The organism is Pseudomonas macauensis (assembly GCF_047902425.1).
Taxonomy (GTDB): Bacteria; Pseudomonadota; Gammaproteobacteria; order Pseudomonadales; family Pseudomonadaceae; genus Pseudomonas.
In genome coordinates this window covers 5,499,805-5,514,833 of sequence record NZ_CP138377.1, presented here as the reverse complement: position 1 = coordinate 5,514,833, position 15,029 = coordinate 5,499,805, and the positions used below count along the sequence as shown (strand labels likewise).

General features: G+C 65.4%; 13 protein-coding genes. 11 read left to right on the top strand and 2 right to left on the bottom strand.

Annotated elements, in window-relative coordinates; genetic code table 11:
* Nucleotides 1-90 precede the first annotated feature (90 nt).
* The 6 genes from estP (at nucleotide 91) to SD196_RS25225 (ending at nucleotide 5,329) form a co-directional block, all read left to right on the top strand.
* The gene (gene estP, locus SD196_RS25250) at nucleotides 91-1,998 is read left to right on the top strand and encodes an esterase EstP (RefSeq protein ID WP_343578298.1); all 1,908 of its coding nucleotides are present in this window, start codon (nucleotides 91-93) and stop codon (nucleotides 1,996-1,998) included.
* A 119-nt stretch (nucleotides 1,999-2,117) separates the two neighbouring features.
* Nucleotides 2,118-2,648 (top strand): lactoylglutathione lyase, encoded by a 531-nt coding sequence (gene gloA / locus SD196_RS25245; protein ID WP_343578297.1) that lies wholly within the window; start codon nucleotides 2,118-2,120, stop codon nucleotides 2,646-2,648.
* Between the two features lie 144 nt (nucleotides 2,649-2,792).
* Complete coding sequence (locus tag SD196_RS25240) at nucleotides 2,793-3,806, top strand: class 1 fructose-bisphosphatase (protein ID WP_275609042.1); 1,014 nt, start codon at nucleotides 2,793-2,795, stop codon at nucleotides 3,804-3,806.
* The gene (locus SD196_RS25235; RefSeq protein ID WP_343578296.1) at nucleotides 3,806-4,414 is read left to right on the top strand and encodes a DUF924 family protein; all 609 of its coding nucleotides are present in this window, start codon (nucleotides 3,806-3,808) and stop codon (nucleotides 4,412-4,414) included. Before SD196_RS25240 ends, SD196_RS25235 begins: the two co-directional genes overlap by 1 nt.
* Before the next feature lie 73 nt (nucleotides 4,415-4,487).
* A complete protein-coding gene (gene bamE, locus SD196_RS25230) occupies nucleotides 4,488-4,742 on the top strand; it encodes an outer membrane protein assembly factor BamE domain-containing protein (RefSeq protein ID WP_243804161.1) in 255 nt (84 codons plus the stop codon).
* 35 nt (nucleotides 4,743-4,777) lie between these two features.
* The gene (locus tag SD196_RS25225; protein WP_275609040.1) at nucleotides 4,778-5,329 is read left to right on the top strand and encodes a lipocalin family protein; all 552 of its coding nucleotides are present in this window, start codon (nucleotides 4,778-4,780) and stop codon (nucleotides 5,327-5,329) included.
* A gap of 143 nt (nucleotides 5,330-5,472) precedes the next feature.
* On the opposite strand, the gene SD196_RS25220 is transcribed toward SD196_RS25225, so the two are convergent.
* On the bottom strand, nucleotides 5,473-6,837 hold the full coding sequence (locus SD196_RS25220; RefSeq protein WP_343578294.1) for a formimidoylglutamate deiminase: 1,365 nt from the start codon (nucleotides 6,835-6,837) through the stop codon (nucleotides 5,473-5,475).
* 232 nt (nucleotides 6,838-7,069) lie between these two features.
* Between SD196_RS25220 and hutC the strand changes: the two genes are divergently transcribed.
* Both hutC and SD196_RS25210 read left to right on the top strand, forming a co-directional pair.
* Nucleotides 7,070-7,780 carry a histidine utilization repressor gene (gene hutC / locus SD196_RS25215; RefSeq protein WP_275612027.1) on the top strand — a complete coding sequence of 237 codons (711 nt, stop codon included), beginning with the start codon at nucleotides 7,070-7,072 and terminating at the stop codon, nucleotides 7,778-7,780.
* The gene (locus tag SD196_RS25210; RefSeq protein WP_343578293.1) at nucleotides 7,777-8,367 is read left to right on the top strand and encodes a HutD family protein; all 591 of its coding nucleotides are present in this window, start codon (nucleotides 7,777-7,779) and stop codon (nucleotides 8,365-8,367) included. Before hutC ends, SD196_RS25210 begins: the two co-directional genes overlap by 4 nt.
* A gap of 137 nt (nucleotides 8,368-8,504) precedes the next feature.
* Here SD196_RS25210 and hutH read toward each other — a convergent pair whose 3' ends face one another.
* Complete coding sequence (gene hutH, locus SD196_RS25205; RefSeq protein WP_343578291.1) at nucleotides 8,505-10,034, bottom strand: histidine ammonia-lyase; 1,530 nt, start codon at nucleotides 10,032-10,034, stop codon at nucleotides 8,505-8,507.
* A 734-nt stretch (nucleotides 10,035-10,768) separates the two neighbouring features.
* On the opposite strand from hutH, the gene hutU reads away from it, so the two are divergent.
* From hutU to SD196_RS25190, 3 genes are all read left to right on the top strand, one after another.
* Nucleotides 10,769-12,436 carry a urocanate hydratase gene (gene hutU, locus SD196_RS25200; protein WP_370600209.1) on the top strand — a complete coding sequence of 556 codons (1,668 nt, stop codon included), beginning with the start codon at nucleotides 10,769-10,771 and terminating at the stop codon, nucleotides 12,434-12,436.
* A gap of 118 nt (nucleotides 12,437-12,554) precedes the next feature.
* Complete coding sequence (locus SD196_RS25195) at nucleotides 12,555-13,967, top strand: cytosine permease (RefSeq protein WP_343576543.1); 1,413 nt, start codon at nucleotides 12,555-12,557, stop codon at nucleotides 13,965-13,967.
* 137 nt (nucleotides 13,968-14,104) lie between these two features.
* Nucleotides 14,105-15,013, top strand: coding sequence for an ABC transporter substrate-binding protein (locus tag SD196_RS25190; RefSeq protein WP_416311779.1), 909 nt, complete (start codon nucleotides 14,105-14,107; stop codon nucleotides 15,011-15,013).
* The last annotated feature ends 16 nt before the right edge of the window (nucleotides 15,014-15,029 follow it).

The window sequence follows — 15,029 nt, the reverse complement described above, 5'->3', positions numbered from 1 at the left end:
ATAGCCGCGAGATAGGGGTGTCGCCTGGGAAAACTCTGCTACTGTGAGGGCGTTCTGTCAGCCCAATAAAAACAAGCACGGAGTAGCAGGATGATCAGACAGGCGCTCACCCCGTTGGCGGCTGCCTGCGTATTGGCGATTGCCTCGCAGGCCTCGGCAGCCCCTTCCCCCTATTCGACCATGGTGGTGTTTGGCGACAGCCTCAGCGATTCGGGTCAGTTCCCCGACGCCGGCGGCCCGGCAGGCGCCTCCACGCGCTTCACCAACCGCACCGGCCCGAGCTATCTGGAAGGCCACGGCGAAGCCTTCGGGCCGACCGCGCCGATGATCCTCGGCGGCAAGCTGGGCGTCTCCTCGTCCGACCTCAACCCCTCGACCTCGCTGGTCGGCGGCACCCAGGACGGCAACAACTGGGCGGTGGGCGGCTACCGCACCGACCAGATCTACGACTCCATCACCGCGCCGGGTGGCTCGGTGGTCAGCGCCGGGGGCAATACCCGCACCCGCGACGGCTACCTGGTTGGGCGCCGGGCGGACCCGAACGCGCTCTACTACCTCACTGGTGGCGGCAACGACTTCCTCCAGCTGCGTATCACCAACGACCCCACCGCGCGCGCGGCGGCCGGGCGCTTGGTGGACAGTGTTGACGCGCTGCACAACGCCGGCGCGCGCTACATCATGGTCTGGCTGCTGCCCGATCTCGGTCTGGCCCCGGCCACCAACGGTACTCCGTTGCAGTCCTTCGGCACTCAGCTGTCCGGCATCTTCAACGAGGAGCTGGTCAACCAGCTCGCCGCGTCCGACGCCAATGTCATCCCGCTGAACATCCCGGGGTTGCTCAAGGAAGTCCTGGCCGACCCGGGTGCCTACGGCCTGGCTACCGGTACCAACCTGGTGGGTACCTGCTTCAGCGGCAACAATTGCCCGGAAAACCCGCTCTACGGCCGCCACAGCGCAACCCCCGATCCGACCAAGCTGATCTTCAACGACGGCGTGCACCCGACCATCGCCGGCCAACGCCTGATTGCCGACTACGCCTATTCAGTACTGGCCGCGCCCTGGGAGGCCACCATGCTGCCGGAGATGGCGCTGGGTACCTACAACGGCTTCCAGGACACGCTGCACAGCCAATGGCTGGCTGACTGGGAGAACTGGCAGGCCACAGGTCAGTGGCGCGGCTTCATCTCCGGGGGTGGCCAGCACCTGGACTACGACGACCAGGACAGCGCCGCCAGTGGCGATGGTTTCGGCTACAACCTGACCCTGGGCGGCAGCTACCGCCTGGACGACGCCTGGCGCATCGGCGCCGCCGCCGGCTTCTACCGGCAGAAGCTGGAGGCGGGTGCCGAGGACTCCGACTACAAGCTCAACAGTTACCTGGGCAGCCTGTTCGCGCAGTACCAGCAGAACCGCTGGTGGGCCGACGCCGCGGTGACCGGCGGCTACCTCGACTACGACGAGGCCAACCGCAAGTTCGCCCTCGTTGACCGCACCGTCGAGGAGAAGGGGGACACCAACGGCAGCCTGCTGGCCTTCAGCGGCCGCCTCGGCTACGACATCGCCCAGGGCGGCGAGAACTGGCACCTGTCGCCCTTCGTCAGCGCCGACTGGGCGCGGGTGAAGGTGGACAGCTACGAAGAGGATGGCGGCAACTCCACCTCGCTGGCCTTCGACGAGCAGGATCGCTACTCCCGGCGTCTTGGCGTCGGCTTGCAGGGCAAGCTCGACCTCTCCGCCGAGACCCAGTTGTTCGGCGAGGTGGCGGTGGAGCGCGAATACGCCGATGACACCCAGAACGTCGGGATGAACTTCACCAGCCTGCCGGCCAACGACTTCAGCCTGGAGGGCTACACCCCGCAGAGCCACATGCAGCGCTTGTCGCTGGGCTTCTCGCAGAAGCTGACGCCGGAGCTGTCGCTGCGTGGAGGCTATAGCGCGCACCACAGCAGCGATGACCTGGCACAGGGCGTGAACCTGGCTTTGAGTCTGGATTTCTGACGAGTCGAGAGGGCAGGGAGTCCGGCGCGCGCCGGGCCTCCCTCGCCCGTAATACCCCGCGGTTACCCCGCCAAATCCTCGTGTCGCTAGACTGCCGGTCCGTTATTCGAGGACCCGCCATGACCTTCACCACCGAACTGCAGCCCGGCGTCTGTGCCGAGCCGGAAGCCGTCACCCAGGACTACGTGTTCAACCACACCATGCTGCGGGTGAAGAACCCGGAGCCGTCGCTGGACTTCTACACCCGCGTGCTGGGCATGCGCCTGCTGCGCCGGCTGGACTTCGAGGAAGGCCGCTTCTCCCTGTACTTCCTTGCTCACACCAAGGGACATGACGTGCCGGAGAACACCGGCGAGCGCCAGCGCTACACATTCGGCCGCGAGTCGGTGCTGGAACTGACCCACAACTGGGGCACCGAGTCCGATGACAGCCAGTACCACAACGGCAACAGCGAGCCGCGCGGCTTCGGCCATATCTGTTTCTCGGTGCCGGACATCCGCGCCGCCTGTGCGCGCTTCGAGGCGTTGGGCGTACCGTTCGTCAAGCCGCTGGAGCGCGGCATGAAGAACGTCGCTTTCATCGCCGACCCCGATGGTTACTGGGTCGAGATCGTCCAGGCCTCGCTCAACGGCGAGCTGGGACGCGGCTGAAGGCCGCAGCCGCGCTTCGGGCCGGGGAACTGCCCGTGGCTGGCGGGTTCCAAGCAATCGGCGCGGCCACCGTGCAGGAGGCAACGCGCCCGATTCCACGCTAGAATGCGCCCTGATTTTTCCCCTTCTCCCCTGGAGCCTTTCATGTCCCGCGTTACCCTGAGCCGCTATCTGATCGAGCAGACCCGCAGTCACAACACCCCGGCCGACCTGCGCTTCCTCGTCGAGGTGGTGGCGCGCGCCTGCAAGGAAATCAGCCATGCCGTGTCCAAGGGCGCTCTCGGTGGCGTGCTGGGCAGCATGGGCACCGAGAACGTGCAGGGCGAAGTGCAGAAGAAGCTGGACGTGATGTCCAACGAAATCCTGCTGGAAGCCAACGAGTGGGCAGGTAACCTGGCCGGTATGGCCTCCGAGGAGATGGACCATCCCTACCAGATCCCCGGCAAGTACCCCAAAGGCGCCTACCTGCTGGTCTTCGATCCGCTGGACGGCTCCTCCAACATCGACGTCAACGTCTCGGTCGGCACCATCTTCTCCGTGCTGCGCTGCCCCCATGAGTACCTGAGCCAGAACGACAGCCTGCGCGAAGAAGCCTTCCTCCAGCCGGGCACCACCCAGGTCGCCGCCGGCTACGCCATCTACGGCCCGCAGACCATGCTGATCCTGACCCTGGGCAACGGCGTGAAGGGCTTCACCCTGGACCGCGAGCTGGGCAGCTTCGTGTTGACCCACGAGAACATCACCGTTCCCACCAGCACCGCCGAGTTCGCCATCAACATGTCCAACGAGCGTCACTGGGAAGCCCCGGTGAAGCGCTACGTCAGCGAACTGCTGGCCGGCAAGGAAGGCCCGCTGGGCAAGAACTACAACATGCGCTGGATCGCCTCCATGGTGGCCGACGTGCACCGCATCCTGACCCGCGGCGGCGTGTTCATGTACCCGCGCGACTCCCGTGAGCCGGAGAAGCCCGGCAAGCTGCGCCTGATGTACGAAGCCAACCCGATGTCCTTCATCATCGAGCAGGCCGGCGGCGCCGCCACCAACGGTTACCAGCGCATCCTCGAGATCCAGCCGGAAAACCTGCACCAGCGTGTCGCGGTGTTCCTGGGTTCCAAGGAAGAAGTCGAGCGCGCCACTGCCTACCACAAGGAAGGCTGATGGCCGCAGAGTCGCACTGGCAGGCACTGCTGGACTGGTGGTTCGGCAGCTCGCTGGATGCCAATGAGGTGGCCGCCCAGCGCAATGCGCTGTGGTTCGGCAAGAGCGCCTGCCAGGACGTGGACTCCGAGAACCGTTTCGGCGGCCTGGTGCGCCAGGCCCTGGACGGCGGCCTGGAGGACTGGGCCGAGACACCGCAGGGTTGGCTGGCGCTGATCCTGCTGCTGGACCAGTTGCCGCGCATGATCTTTCGCGACAGCCCGCGCGCCTATGCCGGTGACGCCCGCGCCCAGCAACTGGTGCGCCAGGGTCTGGAAGCCGGTTTCGACCGCCAGCTGCCGCGCATCGAGCGGGTGTTCGTCTACATCGTGCTGGAGCACGCCGAAGACCTGGCCAGCCAGGACGAGGCGGTGCGTCTGTACGAAGCGCTGCAGGCCGAAGCCAGCGACAGCGAGAAGGTCCTGTTCGCCGGCTACCTAGCCTATGCGCGCAAGCATCAGGCGGTGATCGCCCGCTTCGGTCGCTTCCCCCACCGCAACGCCATCCTCGGGCGTCCGTGCAGCGCCGAGGAAACGCAGTTCCTCACGGAACCCGGCTCGCGTTTCTGACTCCAACAGGGCGGCCGATTCGGCCGCCCTGTGCCAAGCTTGTTGGCATGTCCCTCAAACAATGGAGTTGTCGATGTCCTTCCGCCGCCTTGCGCTCGTCGCGTTCTGTGTCGTCCTGGCCGCTTGCAGCAAGATCAACCAGGAAAACTATTCCAAGATCAAAACCGGCATGACCAAGGCCGAGGTCGAGAGCCTGCTCGGCAAGCCGACCGAATGCTCCGGCGCGCTGGGCGTATCCAGTTGCACCTGGGGTGATGAGAAGGCATTCATCAGCATCCAGTACGCCGGTGACAAGGTGCTGCTGTTCTCCGCCCAGGGCCTGAAGTAATCGCCCAGGCAGGGCAGGCAGCCGAGGAGGAGTGAATGCGTCGATCCATCACCTGGCTGGCCTGCCTCGTTGTTCTGAGCGGTTGCGCGGGCTCCATGCAGCCGCCGCAGACTGTACAGGTCGATCTCAGGCGCTATGAGGGAACTTGGTACGAGCTGGCGCGCAAGCCGATGTTCTTCCAGCGGCAGTGCACCCAATCCGAAGCGCACTACCGCCTGCAGGACGACGCCAGCCTCGCCGTAACCAACCGATGCCTGACCAGGGACGGTGAATGGGACCAGGCTACGGGTCGCGCCGAGGCGCAGGTTCCGGGGCGAACCGACAAGCTCTGGGTGCGCTTCGATAACACCTTCTCGAAGATTTTCCCCGGTATCGCCAAGGGCGATTACTGGGTGCTCTACGTCGACGACGATTACCAAACGGCGCTGGTGGGCAACCCCAACCGCGAGTATCTCTGGCTGCTCTCGCGCAAGCCAGTGGTGCCGGATGCGACGCGGGACAAGATGCTGGAGCTGGCGCACGCGCGGGGTTATCAGACTGACGACCTGATCTGGCGGGCAGCCGATTCCACTTCAGCGGCCCAATGAAAAAACGCCCCAAGGGGCGTTTTTTTCGTGGCGGCTATTCCGGTGGTACTGCCTGTGCGGGCTGTTTGTAGGAGCGAGCTTGCTCGCGAACCAGCCCCGCTGCGGAGATTGTTCGCGAGCAAGCTCGCTCCTACAGGGGCCTGTCAGTCCAGCAGTTCGCGCAGCACGCCAGCGAACGCCTGGGTGCTTTGCTCCTCAAGAGCATGCCGGCCTTCGCGCACCCGCCATTGTCCGGCGACCATCACGTCGCGCACCTGGCGGTCGCCGCCGGCGAACAGCCAGCGGTTGAGGATGGCGTCGCCGCTGGCGGTCTGCAGGTACGGATCGCTGCCATCGAGCACCAGCAGGTCGGCACGCTTGCCGACGGCCAGTGCGCCAGTGGGTTGGCCAAGAGCCTGGGCGCCGCCGGCGAGGGCGCCGTCGAACAGGGTGCGTCCGACCATCGGCTGGTTGGCGCCATACAGGCGGTTGCGGCGCTGGTCGCGCAGGCGCTGGCCGTATTCCATCCAGCGCAGTTCCTCGACCACGCTCAGGGAGACGTGGCTGTCCGAACCGATGCCGTAGCGGCCGCCCTGGGCGAGGTAGTCCACCGCCGGGAAAATGCCGTCGCCCAGGTTCGCTTCGGTGGTCAGACACAGGCCGGCTACCGCGCCGCTGCGCGCCATCGAGGTCACTTCGTCGGCCTCGGCATGGGTGGCGTGGACCAGGCACCAGCGCTCGTCCACATCGACGTTCTCGTACAGCCACTGCAACGGGCGGCGGCCGCTCCAGGCCAGGCAGTCGTCGACTTCCTTCTGCTGCTCGGCGATGTGGATGTGCACCGGGCAGCCGGTGGAGTCGGCTCCCAGCACCTCGGCGATCTGCTGCGGAGTGACCGCGCGCAGGGAATGGAAACACAGGCCGAGGCTCTGCTGCGGCTGGGTCGCCAGGTGCGACCGCAGGCCGTCGATCAGCTTCAGGTAGCCTTCGGTGCTGTTGATGAAGCGGCGCTGGCCTTCGCTTGGCGCCTGGCCACCGAAGCCGGCGTGGGAATAGAGCACCGGCAGCAAGGTCAGGCCGATGCCGGCGTCGGCCGCGGCCTGACTGACGCGCAGGGCCAGCTCCGCCGGATTGGCGTAGGGCTTGCCGTCGACGTCGTGGTGCACGTAATGGAATTCGGCGACGCCGGTGTAACCGGCCTTGAGCATCTCGATGTAGAGCTGGCGGGCGATCACCCCGACCTGTTCGGGCGACAGGCGGCCGACCAGGCGGTACATCAAGTCACGCCACGTCCAGAAACTGTCGTTGGGATTGCCGGCGACCTCCGCCAGGCCCGCCATGGCGCGCTGGAATGCGTGCGAGTGGAGGTTCGGCATGCCTGCGAGCAGCGGGCCGGCAACACGCTCGGCGCCTGCATCGCTGGCGTCCGCAGTGATCGCGGTGAACAAGCCGTCGGCATCGATCTCGAAGCGGACATTGCGCGCCCAGCCGGAGGGCAGCAGGGCGGATTCGGCGAACAGGACGGACATGCGCGGGGCCTCGCAGGGTTCTTGGAATTTGTATATACATATACAGACGTTTGCCAAGTCCGTAAACTGCGTGGCAACCCGACGGTCTGAGGACTTGTCTGCACGAGTCGAATCCGGTACATGCCGGAGTCATACCGTAGTTGCACCGTACTGTCGCCACGACAAGGAGTTTCCCGTGCCCGCATCGCCCACGCCTACCCCGCCCGTCGAGGGTTCGTCGCTCGCCGCGCAGATGGGGGAAATTCCCGCGCCGCTGTACGCGCGGGTCAAGCAGATGATCGTCCAGCAGATCCAGTCCGGCACCTGGCCGCCTCACCACCGAGTGCCATCGGAAGCCGAACTGGTGGCGGAACTGGGTGTTAGCCGGATGACCATCAACCGCGCGCTGCGCGAGCTGACCGCCGACGGCCTGCTGGTGCGCATGCAGGGTGTGGGGACCTTCGTCGCCGAGCCCAAGGGCCAGTCGGCGCTGTTCCAGGTGCAGAACATCGCCGAGGAAATCACCGCCCGCGGGCACAAGCATCACCTGGTGGTGGTCAGCCTGGTGGAGGAGCTGGCCAGTGCCGAGCGCGCCCTGGCGCTGGATGTGCGCGAAGGCCAGCGCATCTTCCACTCGGTGATCGTGCACTACGAGAACGATATCCCGGTGCAGATCGAGGACCGCTACGTGAACGCCGCCGTGGCGCCGGATTACCTGAAGCAGGATTTCACCGGGCAGACGCCGTTCGCCTACCTCACCCAGGTCGCGCCACTGAGCGAGGGCGAGCACGTGGTCGAGGCGGTGCTGCCCAGCCCTGAGGAATGCAAGCTACTGTCCATCGACCGCCACGAGCCGTGCCTGCTGATTCGTCGGCGCACCTGGTCGGGACGCAATACCGTGACCAGCGCGCGCCTGCTCTATCCGGGGTCGCGCTACCGCCTGGAAGGACGTTTCAGCTCATGACCGATGTGAAGCTTTTGCGCGCCGCCGACTACCCGGCGATGCCCTGGAAGAACGGCGCGGGCACTACCCGTGAGATCGTCCGCGACGCTGGCGACGGGCTGGAAGGTTTCGGCTGGCGCGTGTCCATCGCCGACGTTGGCGCCCCAGGGCCTTTCTCGGCTTTCACTGGTTACCAGCGTGTCATCAGCGTCCTGGAAGGCGAGGGCATGCGCCTGAACGTAGATGGCATCGATTCCCGTGACCTGCACGTCCTCGATGCATTCGCCTTCGATGGCGCCAGTGCGGTGGATTGCACCCTGCTGGGCGGCGCGATTCGCGACTTCAACCTGATCTATTCGCCCTCTCGCTACCGGGCACGTTTGCAGTGGCTGCGGTTGGACCGCGACGCGCACTTCTTCAGCAGCGCGTCGACGGTGCTGCTATTCAGTGCCGGCGAGGGGATTCACGCCAGCCTGAACGGCCAGGCCAGCGCCGTGCTGGGACTGCACGACACGCTGATCGCCGAAGGCGACGGTATGCTGCACGAGTGGCGGCTGACGGTGGCGGGCAGTGCGGGTATCTGCGTGATAGAACTCGAAGCACGCTGAACAGAAAAGGGCGCCGGGAGGCGCCCTTTTTGTTGGTGGGATGTTGATCCGTAGGGCGCATGAAGCGGAACGCTTTATCCGCCGTCATGGCCGAGCGGCGGATAACGCCAAAGGCGTTATGCGCCCTACATCGTGGGTTACGAATACAACCGCTCGTAGCCAATCCAGCGGCTCATCACCCCCTCTTCGACCCAGGCCCGCGCCGCAGCGATGTCCGGGGCGAAGTAGCGGTCCTGCTCGTAATGCGGCACCTGGCTGCGGATCAGCGTGCGCACTTCCTGCAATTGCGGCGAGCTCTGCAGTGGCGCGTGGAAGTCCACGCCTTGCGCTGCGGCGAGCAGTTCGATGGCGACGACCCCGGCGCTGTTGCCGGCCATGTCCAGCAGGCGACGGGCGGCGAAGGTGGCCATGGACACGTGGTCTTCCTGGTTCGCCGAGGTCGGCAGGCTGTCCACCGAGGCCGGGTGCGCCCAGGTCTTGTTCTCCGAGGCCAGCGCCGCCGAGGTGACCTGGGCGATCATGAAGCCGGAGTTCAGGCCGCCTTCCTTGACCAGGAAGGCCGGTAGGCCGGACATCGCCGGGTCCACCAGTTGGGCGATGCGTCGCTCCGACAGTGCGCCGATCTCGGAGATCGCCAGCGCCAGCACGTCCGACGCCATGGCCACCGGCTCGGCGTGGAAGTTGCCGCCGGAGAGCACGTCGCCGTCGGCGCTGAACACCAGCGGGTTGTCGGAGACGGCATTGGCCTCGCGCAGGAACACCCCGGCGGCGAAACGCAGGTGGTCGAGGCAGGCGCCCATCACCTGCGGTTGGCAGCGCAGGGAGTAGGGGTCCTGCACGCGCTTGCAGTCGATGTGCGACTGGTTGATCGGGCTGTCATGCAGCAGCTCGCGGTACAGCGCGGCGACCGCGATCTGTCCCGGCTGGCCGCGCACGGCCTGGATGCGCGCGTCGAAGGGGACGAACGAGCCTTTCAGTGCTTCCACGCTCAGGCTGCCGGCGACCACCGCCGAAATGAACAGCTTCTCCGCCGCGAACAGCCCGCGCAGCGCCAGGGCGGTGGAGACCTGGGTGCCATTGATCAGCGCCAGGCCCTCCTTCGGACCGAGGGTCAGTGGCGTGGCGCCGGCAAGGGCCAGACCCTCCACCGCGTCGAGGATGCGTCCTTCGTGGCGGACCTGGCCGACGCCGATCAGTGCAGAGGAGAGGTGCGCCAGCGGCGCCAGGTCGCCCGAGGCGCCCACCGAGCCCTGGGACGGAATGCAAGGATAGACCCGCGCCTGGTAAAGCTTGAGCAGCGTCTCGATCACCGGCAGGCCGACGCCGGAGAAACCGCGCGCCAGGGAGCCGATCTTCAGCGCCATGATCAGCGCCACGCTGGCGTCGTCCAGCAAGGGGCCGGTGCCGGTGCAGTGGGAGAGGATCAGGTTGCGTTGCAGGGTCGCCAACTGGTCCTCGGGAATCGAGGTGCGGGCGAGCAGGCCGAAGCCGGTATTGATGCCATAGACGGTGCGCTGGTCGGCGATGATCTGGCTGACCGTCTGGGCGCTGCGCAGGATGGTCTCGCGGCACTCGTCGGCGAGCTGCAGGGGGGGTTGGTGTTGATAGATGGCGCGCAGCTGGTCGAGGTCGAACTGGCCGGGCGTTAGGAGCAGGGTTTCGGACATGTCAGCTTCCTGGAATCGGTGAAGTGTTACCGTGGTCGTATCCTGTATATACAGGTATAGCAATCGCCGTGCCATGGCCTCGGATTTGCGCCAGCCTCGGTCGGTGCTGCGTGCGGCCGTTCTCCAGTAAGTGAATGTTGCCGTCCGGGGCATTTCCAGTCCGATGGTCGTGATCTGCTGCGGGCGCCGGGGGAGTGACATGCCCCACAACTTCCCTGAAGAGCTCCGGGGCTGGCACGGATGTTTCGGCTGTTGCAGTTACGGCCTTGCTCCGCCGAAACGGCTTTTTCATCGGGGCGGTAGCAGTGATCACAGGTCGGGTGATCAGCAAGATCGAAGCGGAGTGGAAGCGAATCGCCGGGCATGCGGGGTAACGGCGAGTTGCTTGTCTATACAACCTGCGTTCCTTCGTAACGGGCGGTGTTACCGAATGCCACGAAAGGGTGCAGATGAGCTTCTTCCTGGTGCGTTTGCCTTCGCTGCGAAACGCCTGTCAGTCGTTCGAGTCTGGCTGATCATTAAAAATAAATTCTTATAAATCAATTAGTTGAATCTTTATTTGGACGCTCTTCGATCCGGTTAAAGCGAGGTTGGCCTTTCGTTTGCTTATACTTGTACATACAAGCATAGACATGAAGATTCTGAGCGATTCGCCTGACAGCTCGGAACCTTCGAACGAACCGCCCGAAGCTGCCCCTGAGCTTCCCGAAACCGAGCTACCGAAGGAGTCTCCCGTGACCAAATTCCGCGACGTCGAAATCCGTGCCCCGCGCGGCACTCAACTGAATGCCAAGAGCTGGCTGACCGAAGCACCGCTGCGCATGCTGATGAACAACCTCGACCCGGAAGTCGCGGAGAACCCGAAGGAACTGGTGGTCTACGGCGGCATCGGCCGCGCCGCGCGCAACTGGGAGTGCTACGACAAGATCGTCGAGACCCTGAAAGCGCTGAATGAAGACGAGACCCTGCTGGTGCAGTCCGGCAAGCCGGTCGGCGTGTTCAAGACCCACGCCAATGCCCCGCGCGTGCTGATCGCCAACTCCAACCTGGTGCCGCACTGGGCCAACTGGGAACACTTCAACGAACTGGACGCCAAGGGCCTGGCCATGTACGGCCAGATGACCGCCGGCTCCTGGATCTACATTGGCAGCCAGGGCATCGTCCAGGGTACCTACGAAACCTTCGTCGAGGCCGGCCGCCAGCACTACGACGGCAACCTCAAGGGCCGCTGGGTGCTCACCGCCGGCCTGGGCGGCATGGGCGGCGCCCAGCCGCTGGCCGCGACCCTGGCCGGCGCCTGCTCGCTGAACATCGAATGCCAGCAGAGCCGCATCGACTTCCGCCTCGCCAGCCGTTACGTCGACGAGCAGGCCAAGGACCTCGACGACGCCCTGGCGCGCATCGCCCAATACACCGCCGAAGGCAAGGCCATCTCCATCGCCCTGCTGGGCAACGCCGCGGAAATCCTCCCGGAACTGCTCAAGCGCGGCGTGCGCCCGGACATGGTCACCGACCAGACTTCCGCCCACGACCCGCTCAACGGCTACCTGCCGGCCGGCTGGACCTGGGAGCAGTACCGCGACCGCGCGCAGACCGAACCGGCCGCCGTGGTGAAGGCCGCCAAGCAGTCCATGGCCGTGCACGTCAACGCCATGCTGGAGTTCCAGAAGCAGGGCATCCCGACCTTCGACTACGGCAACAACATCCGCCAGATGGCCAAGGAAGAGGGCGTCGAGAATGCCTTCGACTTCCCCGGCTTCGTTCCGGCCTACATCCGCCCGCTGTTCTGCCGTGGCATCGGCCCGTTCCGCTGGGCCGCGCTGTCCGGCGATGCCGAGGACATCTACAAGACCGACGCCAAGGTCAAGGAGCTGATCCCGGACGACGCCCACCTGCACAACTGGCTGGACATGGCCAAGGAGCGCATCAGCTTCCAGGGCCTGCCGGCGCGCATCTGCTGGGTCGGCCTGGGCCAGCGCGCCAAGCTCGGCCTGGCGTTCAACGAAATGGTGCGCCGCGGCGAGTTGAAAGCCCCGATCGTGATCGGCCGCGACCACCTCGACTCCGGCTCGGTGTCCAGCCCGAACCGCGAAACCGAAGCCATGCGCGACGGCTCCGACGCCGTGTCCGACTGGCCGCTGCTCAACGCCCTGCTGAACACCGCCAGCGGCGCCACCTGGGTTTCGCTGCACCACGGCGGCGGCGTGGGCATGGGCTTCTCCCAGCACTCGGGCATGGTGATCGTCTGCGACGGCACCGACGAGGCCGCCGCGCGCATCGCCCGCGTACTGACCAACGACCCAGGCACCGGCGTGATGCGCCATGCCGACGCCGGCTACCAGATCGCCATCGACTGCGCCAAGGAACAGGGCCTGAACCTGCCGATGATCACTGGCAAGTAATAAGAGGGCGGTTCGCCGCCGGGACCAGGGAGGGGGCCGCCGCACGGCGTGGTGCGGCGGCCCGGTCCGTAGAGATGTACATCGACCGACAAGAATTCCCTTCGGGAGAACAATAACGATGTCCCAAGCCAGTGATAGCTCCAACCCCCTGATCGAGGTGCGCTCGATCAACTACATTCCCGAGGCCGAGCGCCACGGCAAGCTCTACAGCCAGTTCACCCTGTGGCTGGGCGCCAACCTGCAGATCACCGCCATCGTCACCGGCGCCCTGGCCGTGGTGCTGGGTGGCGACGTGTTCTGGTCGCTGATCGGCCTGCTGATCGGCCAACTGCTGGGTGGTGGCGTGATGGCGCTGCATGCGGCGCAGGGGCCGAAGCTCGGCCTGCCGCAGATGATCTCCAGCCGCGTGCAGTTCGGTGTCTACGGCGCAGCCATCCCGATCGTGCTGGTATGCCTGATGTACCTGGGCTTCACCGCCACCGGCACGGTGCTTTCCGGCCAGGCGCTGGGCCAGCTGTTCGGCGTCAGCGACAGCATCGGCATCCTGATGTTCGCCAGTGTCATCGTGCTGGTGACCGTGCTCGGCTACCGGGTGATCCATGTCATCGGCCGCATCGCCAGCGTTATCGGCGTGATCGCCTTCGTCTACCTGTTCAGCCGCCTGATGAGCCAGACCGACATCAGTGCGCTGTTGGAAATCCGCCACTTCAGCTGGAGCAGCTTCCTGCTCGCGGTGTCCCTGGCGGCCTCCTGGCAGATCGCCTTCGGCCCCTACGTCGCCGACTACTCGCGTTACCTGCCGAGCAAGACGTCGTCGGTGAAGACCTTCCTCGCCGTCGGCGCAGGTTCTGTGATCGGTGCGCAAGTGGCGATGATCTTCGGCGTGTTCGCTGCGGCCGGGGCCAACGGGCAATTCGCCGGCCATGAAGTGGCCTATATCGTCGGCCTGAGCGGCAGTGGCGCCGTGGCCGCGCTGCTGTACTTCAGCATCGCCTTTGGCAAGATCACCATCTCGACGCTGAACTCCTACGGCAGCTTCATGTGCATCGCCACCGTGATCAGCGGCTTCCGTGGCCACCTGGAAGTGTCGCGCCTGCAGCGACTGGTGTTCGTCCTGCTGATCGTGGGCGCCGCGACCCTGATCGCGCTGCTCGGCCAGCACTCGTTCCTCGGCGCGTTCAAGTCGTTCATCCTCTTCCTGCTGGCCTTCTTCACCCCGTGGAGCGCGGTCAACCTGGTGGACTACTACTGCATCACCCGTGAGCACTACGACGTGCCGGCGCTGGCCGACCCCGATGGCCGCTACGGTCGCTGGAACATCCCCGGCATCAGCGTCTACGTGATCGGTGTGCTGGTGCAGCTGCCGTTCATCTCCACCAAGTTCTACACCGGCCCGCTGGTGGACGCCCTCGGTGGCGTGGATATCTCCTGGATCATCGGCCTCGTGGTTCCGGCCGTTCTCTATTACCTGGTCGCCCGGCGCGTTACGCGGGCAGTACCGGACCGGCTGATCCTGCCGGCCCGCACCTGAACAGACCGGCCGGCCGCCTGCGCAAGGAGGCGGCCCTTGCACTGCCCAACCTCATTCACGTTTAGGAGCATCAGATGAACAACACCAAGAAGACGCTGCTGGGACTGTTCCTTTCCGCCGGTCTGCTGGGCGGCACCATGGCTTCGGCCCAGGCTGCCGGCTGGTGCGAAAGTGGCAAGCCGGTGAAATTCGCCGGACTGAACTGGGAGAGCGGCATGTTGCTCACCGACGTCATGCAGATCATCCTGAAGAACGGCTACGGCTGCGAAACCGACAGCCTGCCGGGCAACTCCATCACCATGGAACAGGCCCTGGCCAACAACGACATTCAGGTCTTCGGTGAAGAGTGGATCGGCCGCAGCGACGCCTGGAACAAGGCCGCCGCCGCCAACAAGGTGGTCGGCGTGGGCGCCCCCATCGTCGGCGCCACCGAAGGCTGGTACGTGCCGCGCTTCGTGATCGAAGGCGACAAGGCGCGTGGCATCGAAGCCAAGGCACCGAACCTGAAGGCCGTGACCGACCTTGGACAGTACGCCGAGCTGTTCCGCGACCCGGAAGAGCCGGGCAAGGGCCGCTTCTACAACTGCCCGGCCGGCTGGACCTGCGAGCTGGAGAACTCCGAGATGCTGAAGAAATACGGCCTCGAGAACAAATACACCAACTTCCGTCCCGGCACCGGCCCGGCCCTGGATGCCGCCGTGCTGTCGAGCTACAAGCGCAAGGAGCCTATCCTCTTCTACTACTGGTCGCCGACGCCGCTGATGGGCCAGGCCGACTTGGTGAAGCTGGATGAACCAGGTGTGAACAAGGACGTGAAGATCCAGGTCGGTCTGTCGAAGACCTTCCACGATCAGGCGCCGGAGCTGGTGGCCGTGCTGGAGAAGGTCAATCTGCCGATCGACCTGTTGAACCAGAACCTGGCGAAGATGGCCAAGGAGAAACTCACCTCCGAGCAACTGGCCAAGTCCTTCCTCAAGGAGCACCCGGAAGTGTGGACCACCTGGGTCAGCGAGGACGCTGCGAAGAAGGTCCAGGCTGCGCTCTGACGCCGCCGAATCCGGG

Coding starts and splice junctions, on each gene's coding strand:
- hutC (WP_275612027.1), top strand. CDS start 7,070: ATGGGGGAAATTCCCGCGCCGCTGTACGCGCGGGTCAAGCAGATGATC.
- SD196_RS25190 (WP_416311779.1), top strand. CDS start 14,105: ATGGCTTCGGCCCAGGCTGCCGGCTGGTGCGAAAGTGGCAAGCCGGTG.
- SD196_RS25220 (WP_343578294.1), bottom strand. CDS start 6,837: ATGTCCGTCCTGTTCGCCGAATCCGCCCTGCTGCCCTCCGGCTGGGCG.
- SD196_RS25225 (WP_275609040.1), top strand. CDS start 4,778: ATGCGTCGATCCATCACCTGGCTGGCCTGCCTCGTTGTTCTGAGCGGT.
- gloA (WP_343578297.1), top strand. CDS start 2,118: ATGACCTTCACCACCGAACTGCAGCCCGGCGTCTGTGCCGAGCCGGAA.
- bamE (WP_243804161.1), top strand. CDS start 4,488: ATGTCCTTCCGCCGCCTTGCGCTCGTCGCGTTCTGTGTCGTCCTGGCC.
- SD196_RS25195 (WP_343576543.1), top strand. CDS start 12,555: ATGTCCCAAGCCAGTGATAGCTCCAACCCCCTGATCGAGGTGCGCTCG.
- SD196_RS25240 (WP_275609042.1), top strand. CDS start 2,793: ATGTCCCGCGTTACCCTGAGCCGCTATCTGATCGAGCAGACCCGCAGT.
- SD196_RS25235 (WP_343578296.1), top strand. CDS start 3,806: ATGGCCGCAGAGTCGCACTGGCAGGCACTGCTGGACTGGTGGTTCGGC.
- hutH (WP_343578291.1), bottom strand. CDS start 10,034: ATGTCCGAAACCCTGCTCCTAACGCCCGGCCAGTTCGACCTCGACCAG.
- estP (WP_343578298.1), top strand. CDS start 91: ATGATCAGACAGGCGCTCACCCCGTTGGCGGCTGCCTGCGTATTGGCG.
- SD196_RS25210 (WP_343578293.1), top strand. CDS start 7,777: ATGACCGATGTGAAGCTTTTGCGCGCCGCCGACTACCCGGCGATGCCC.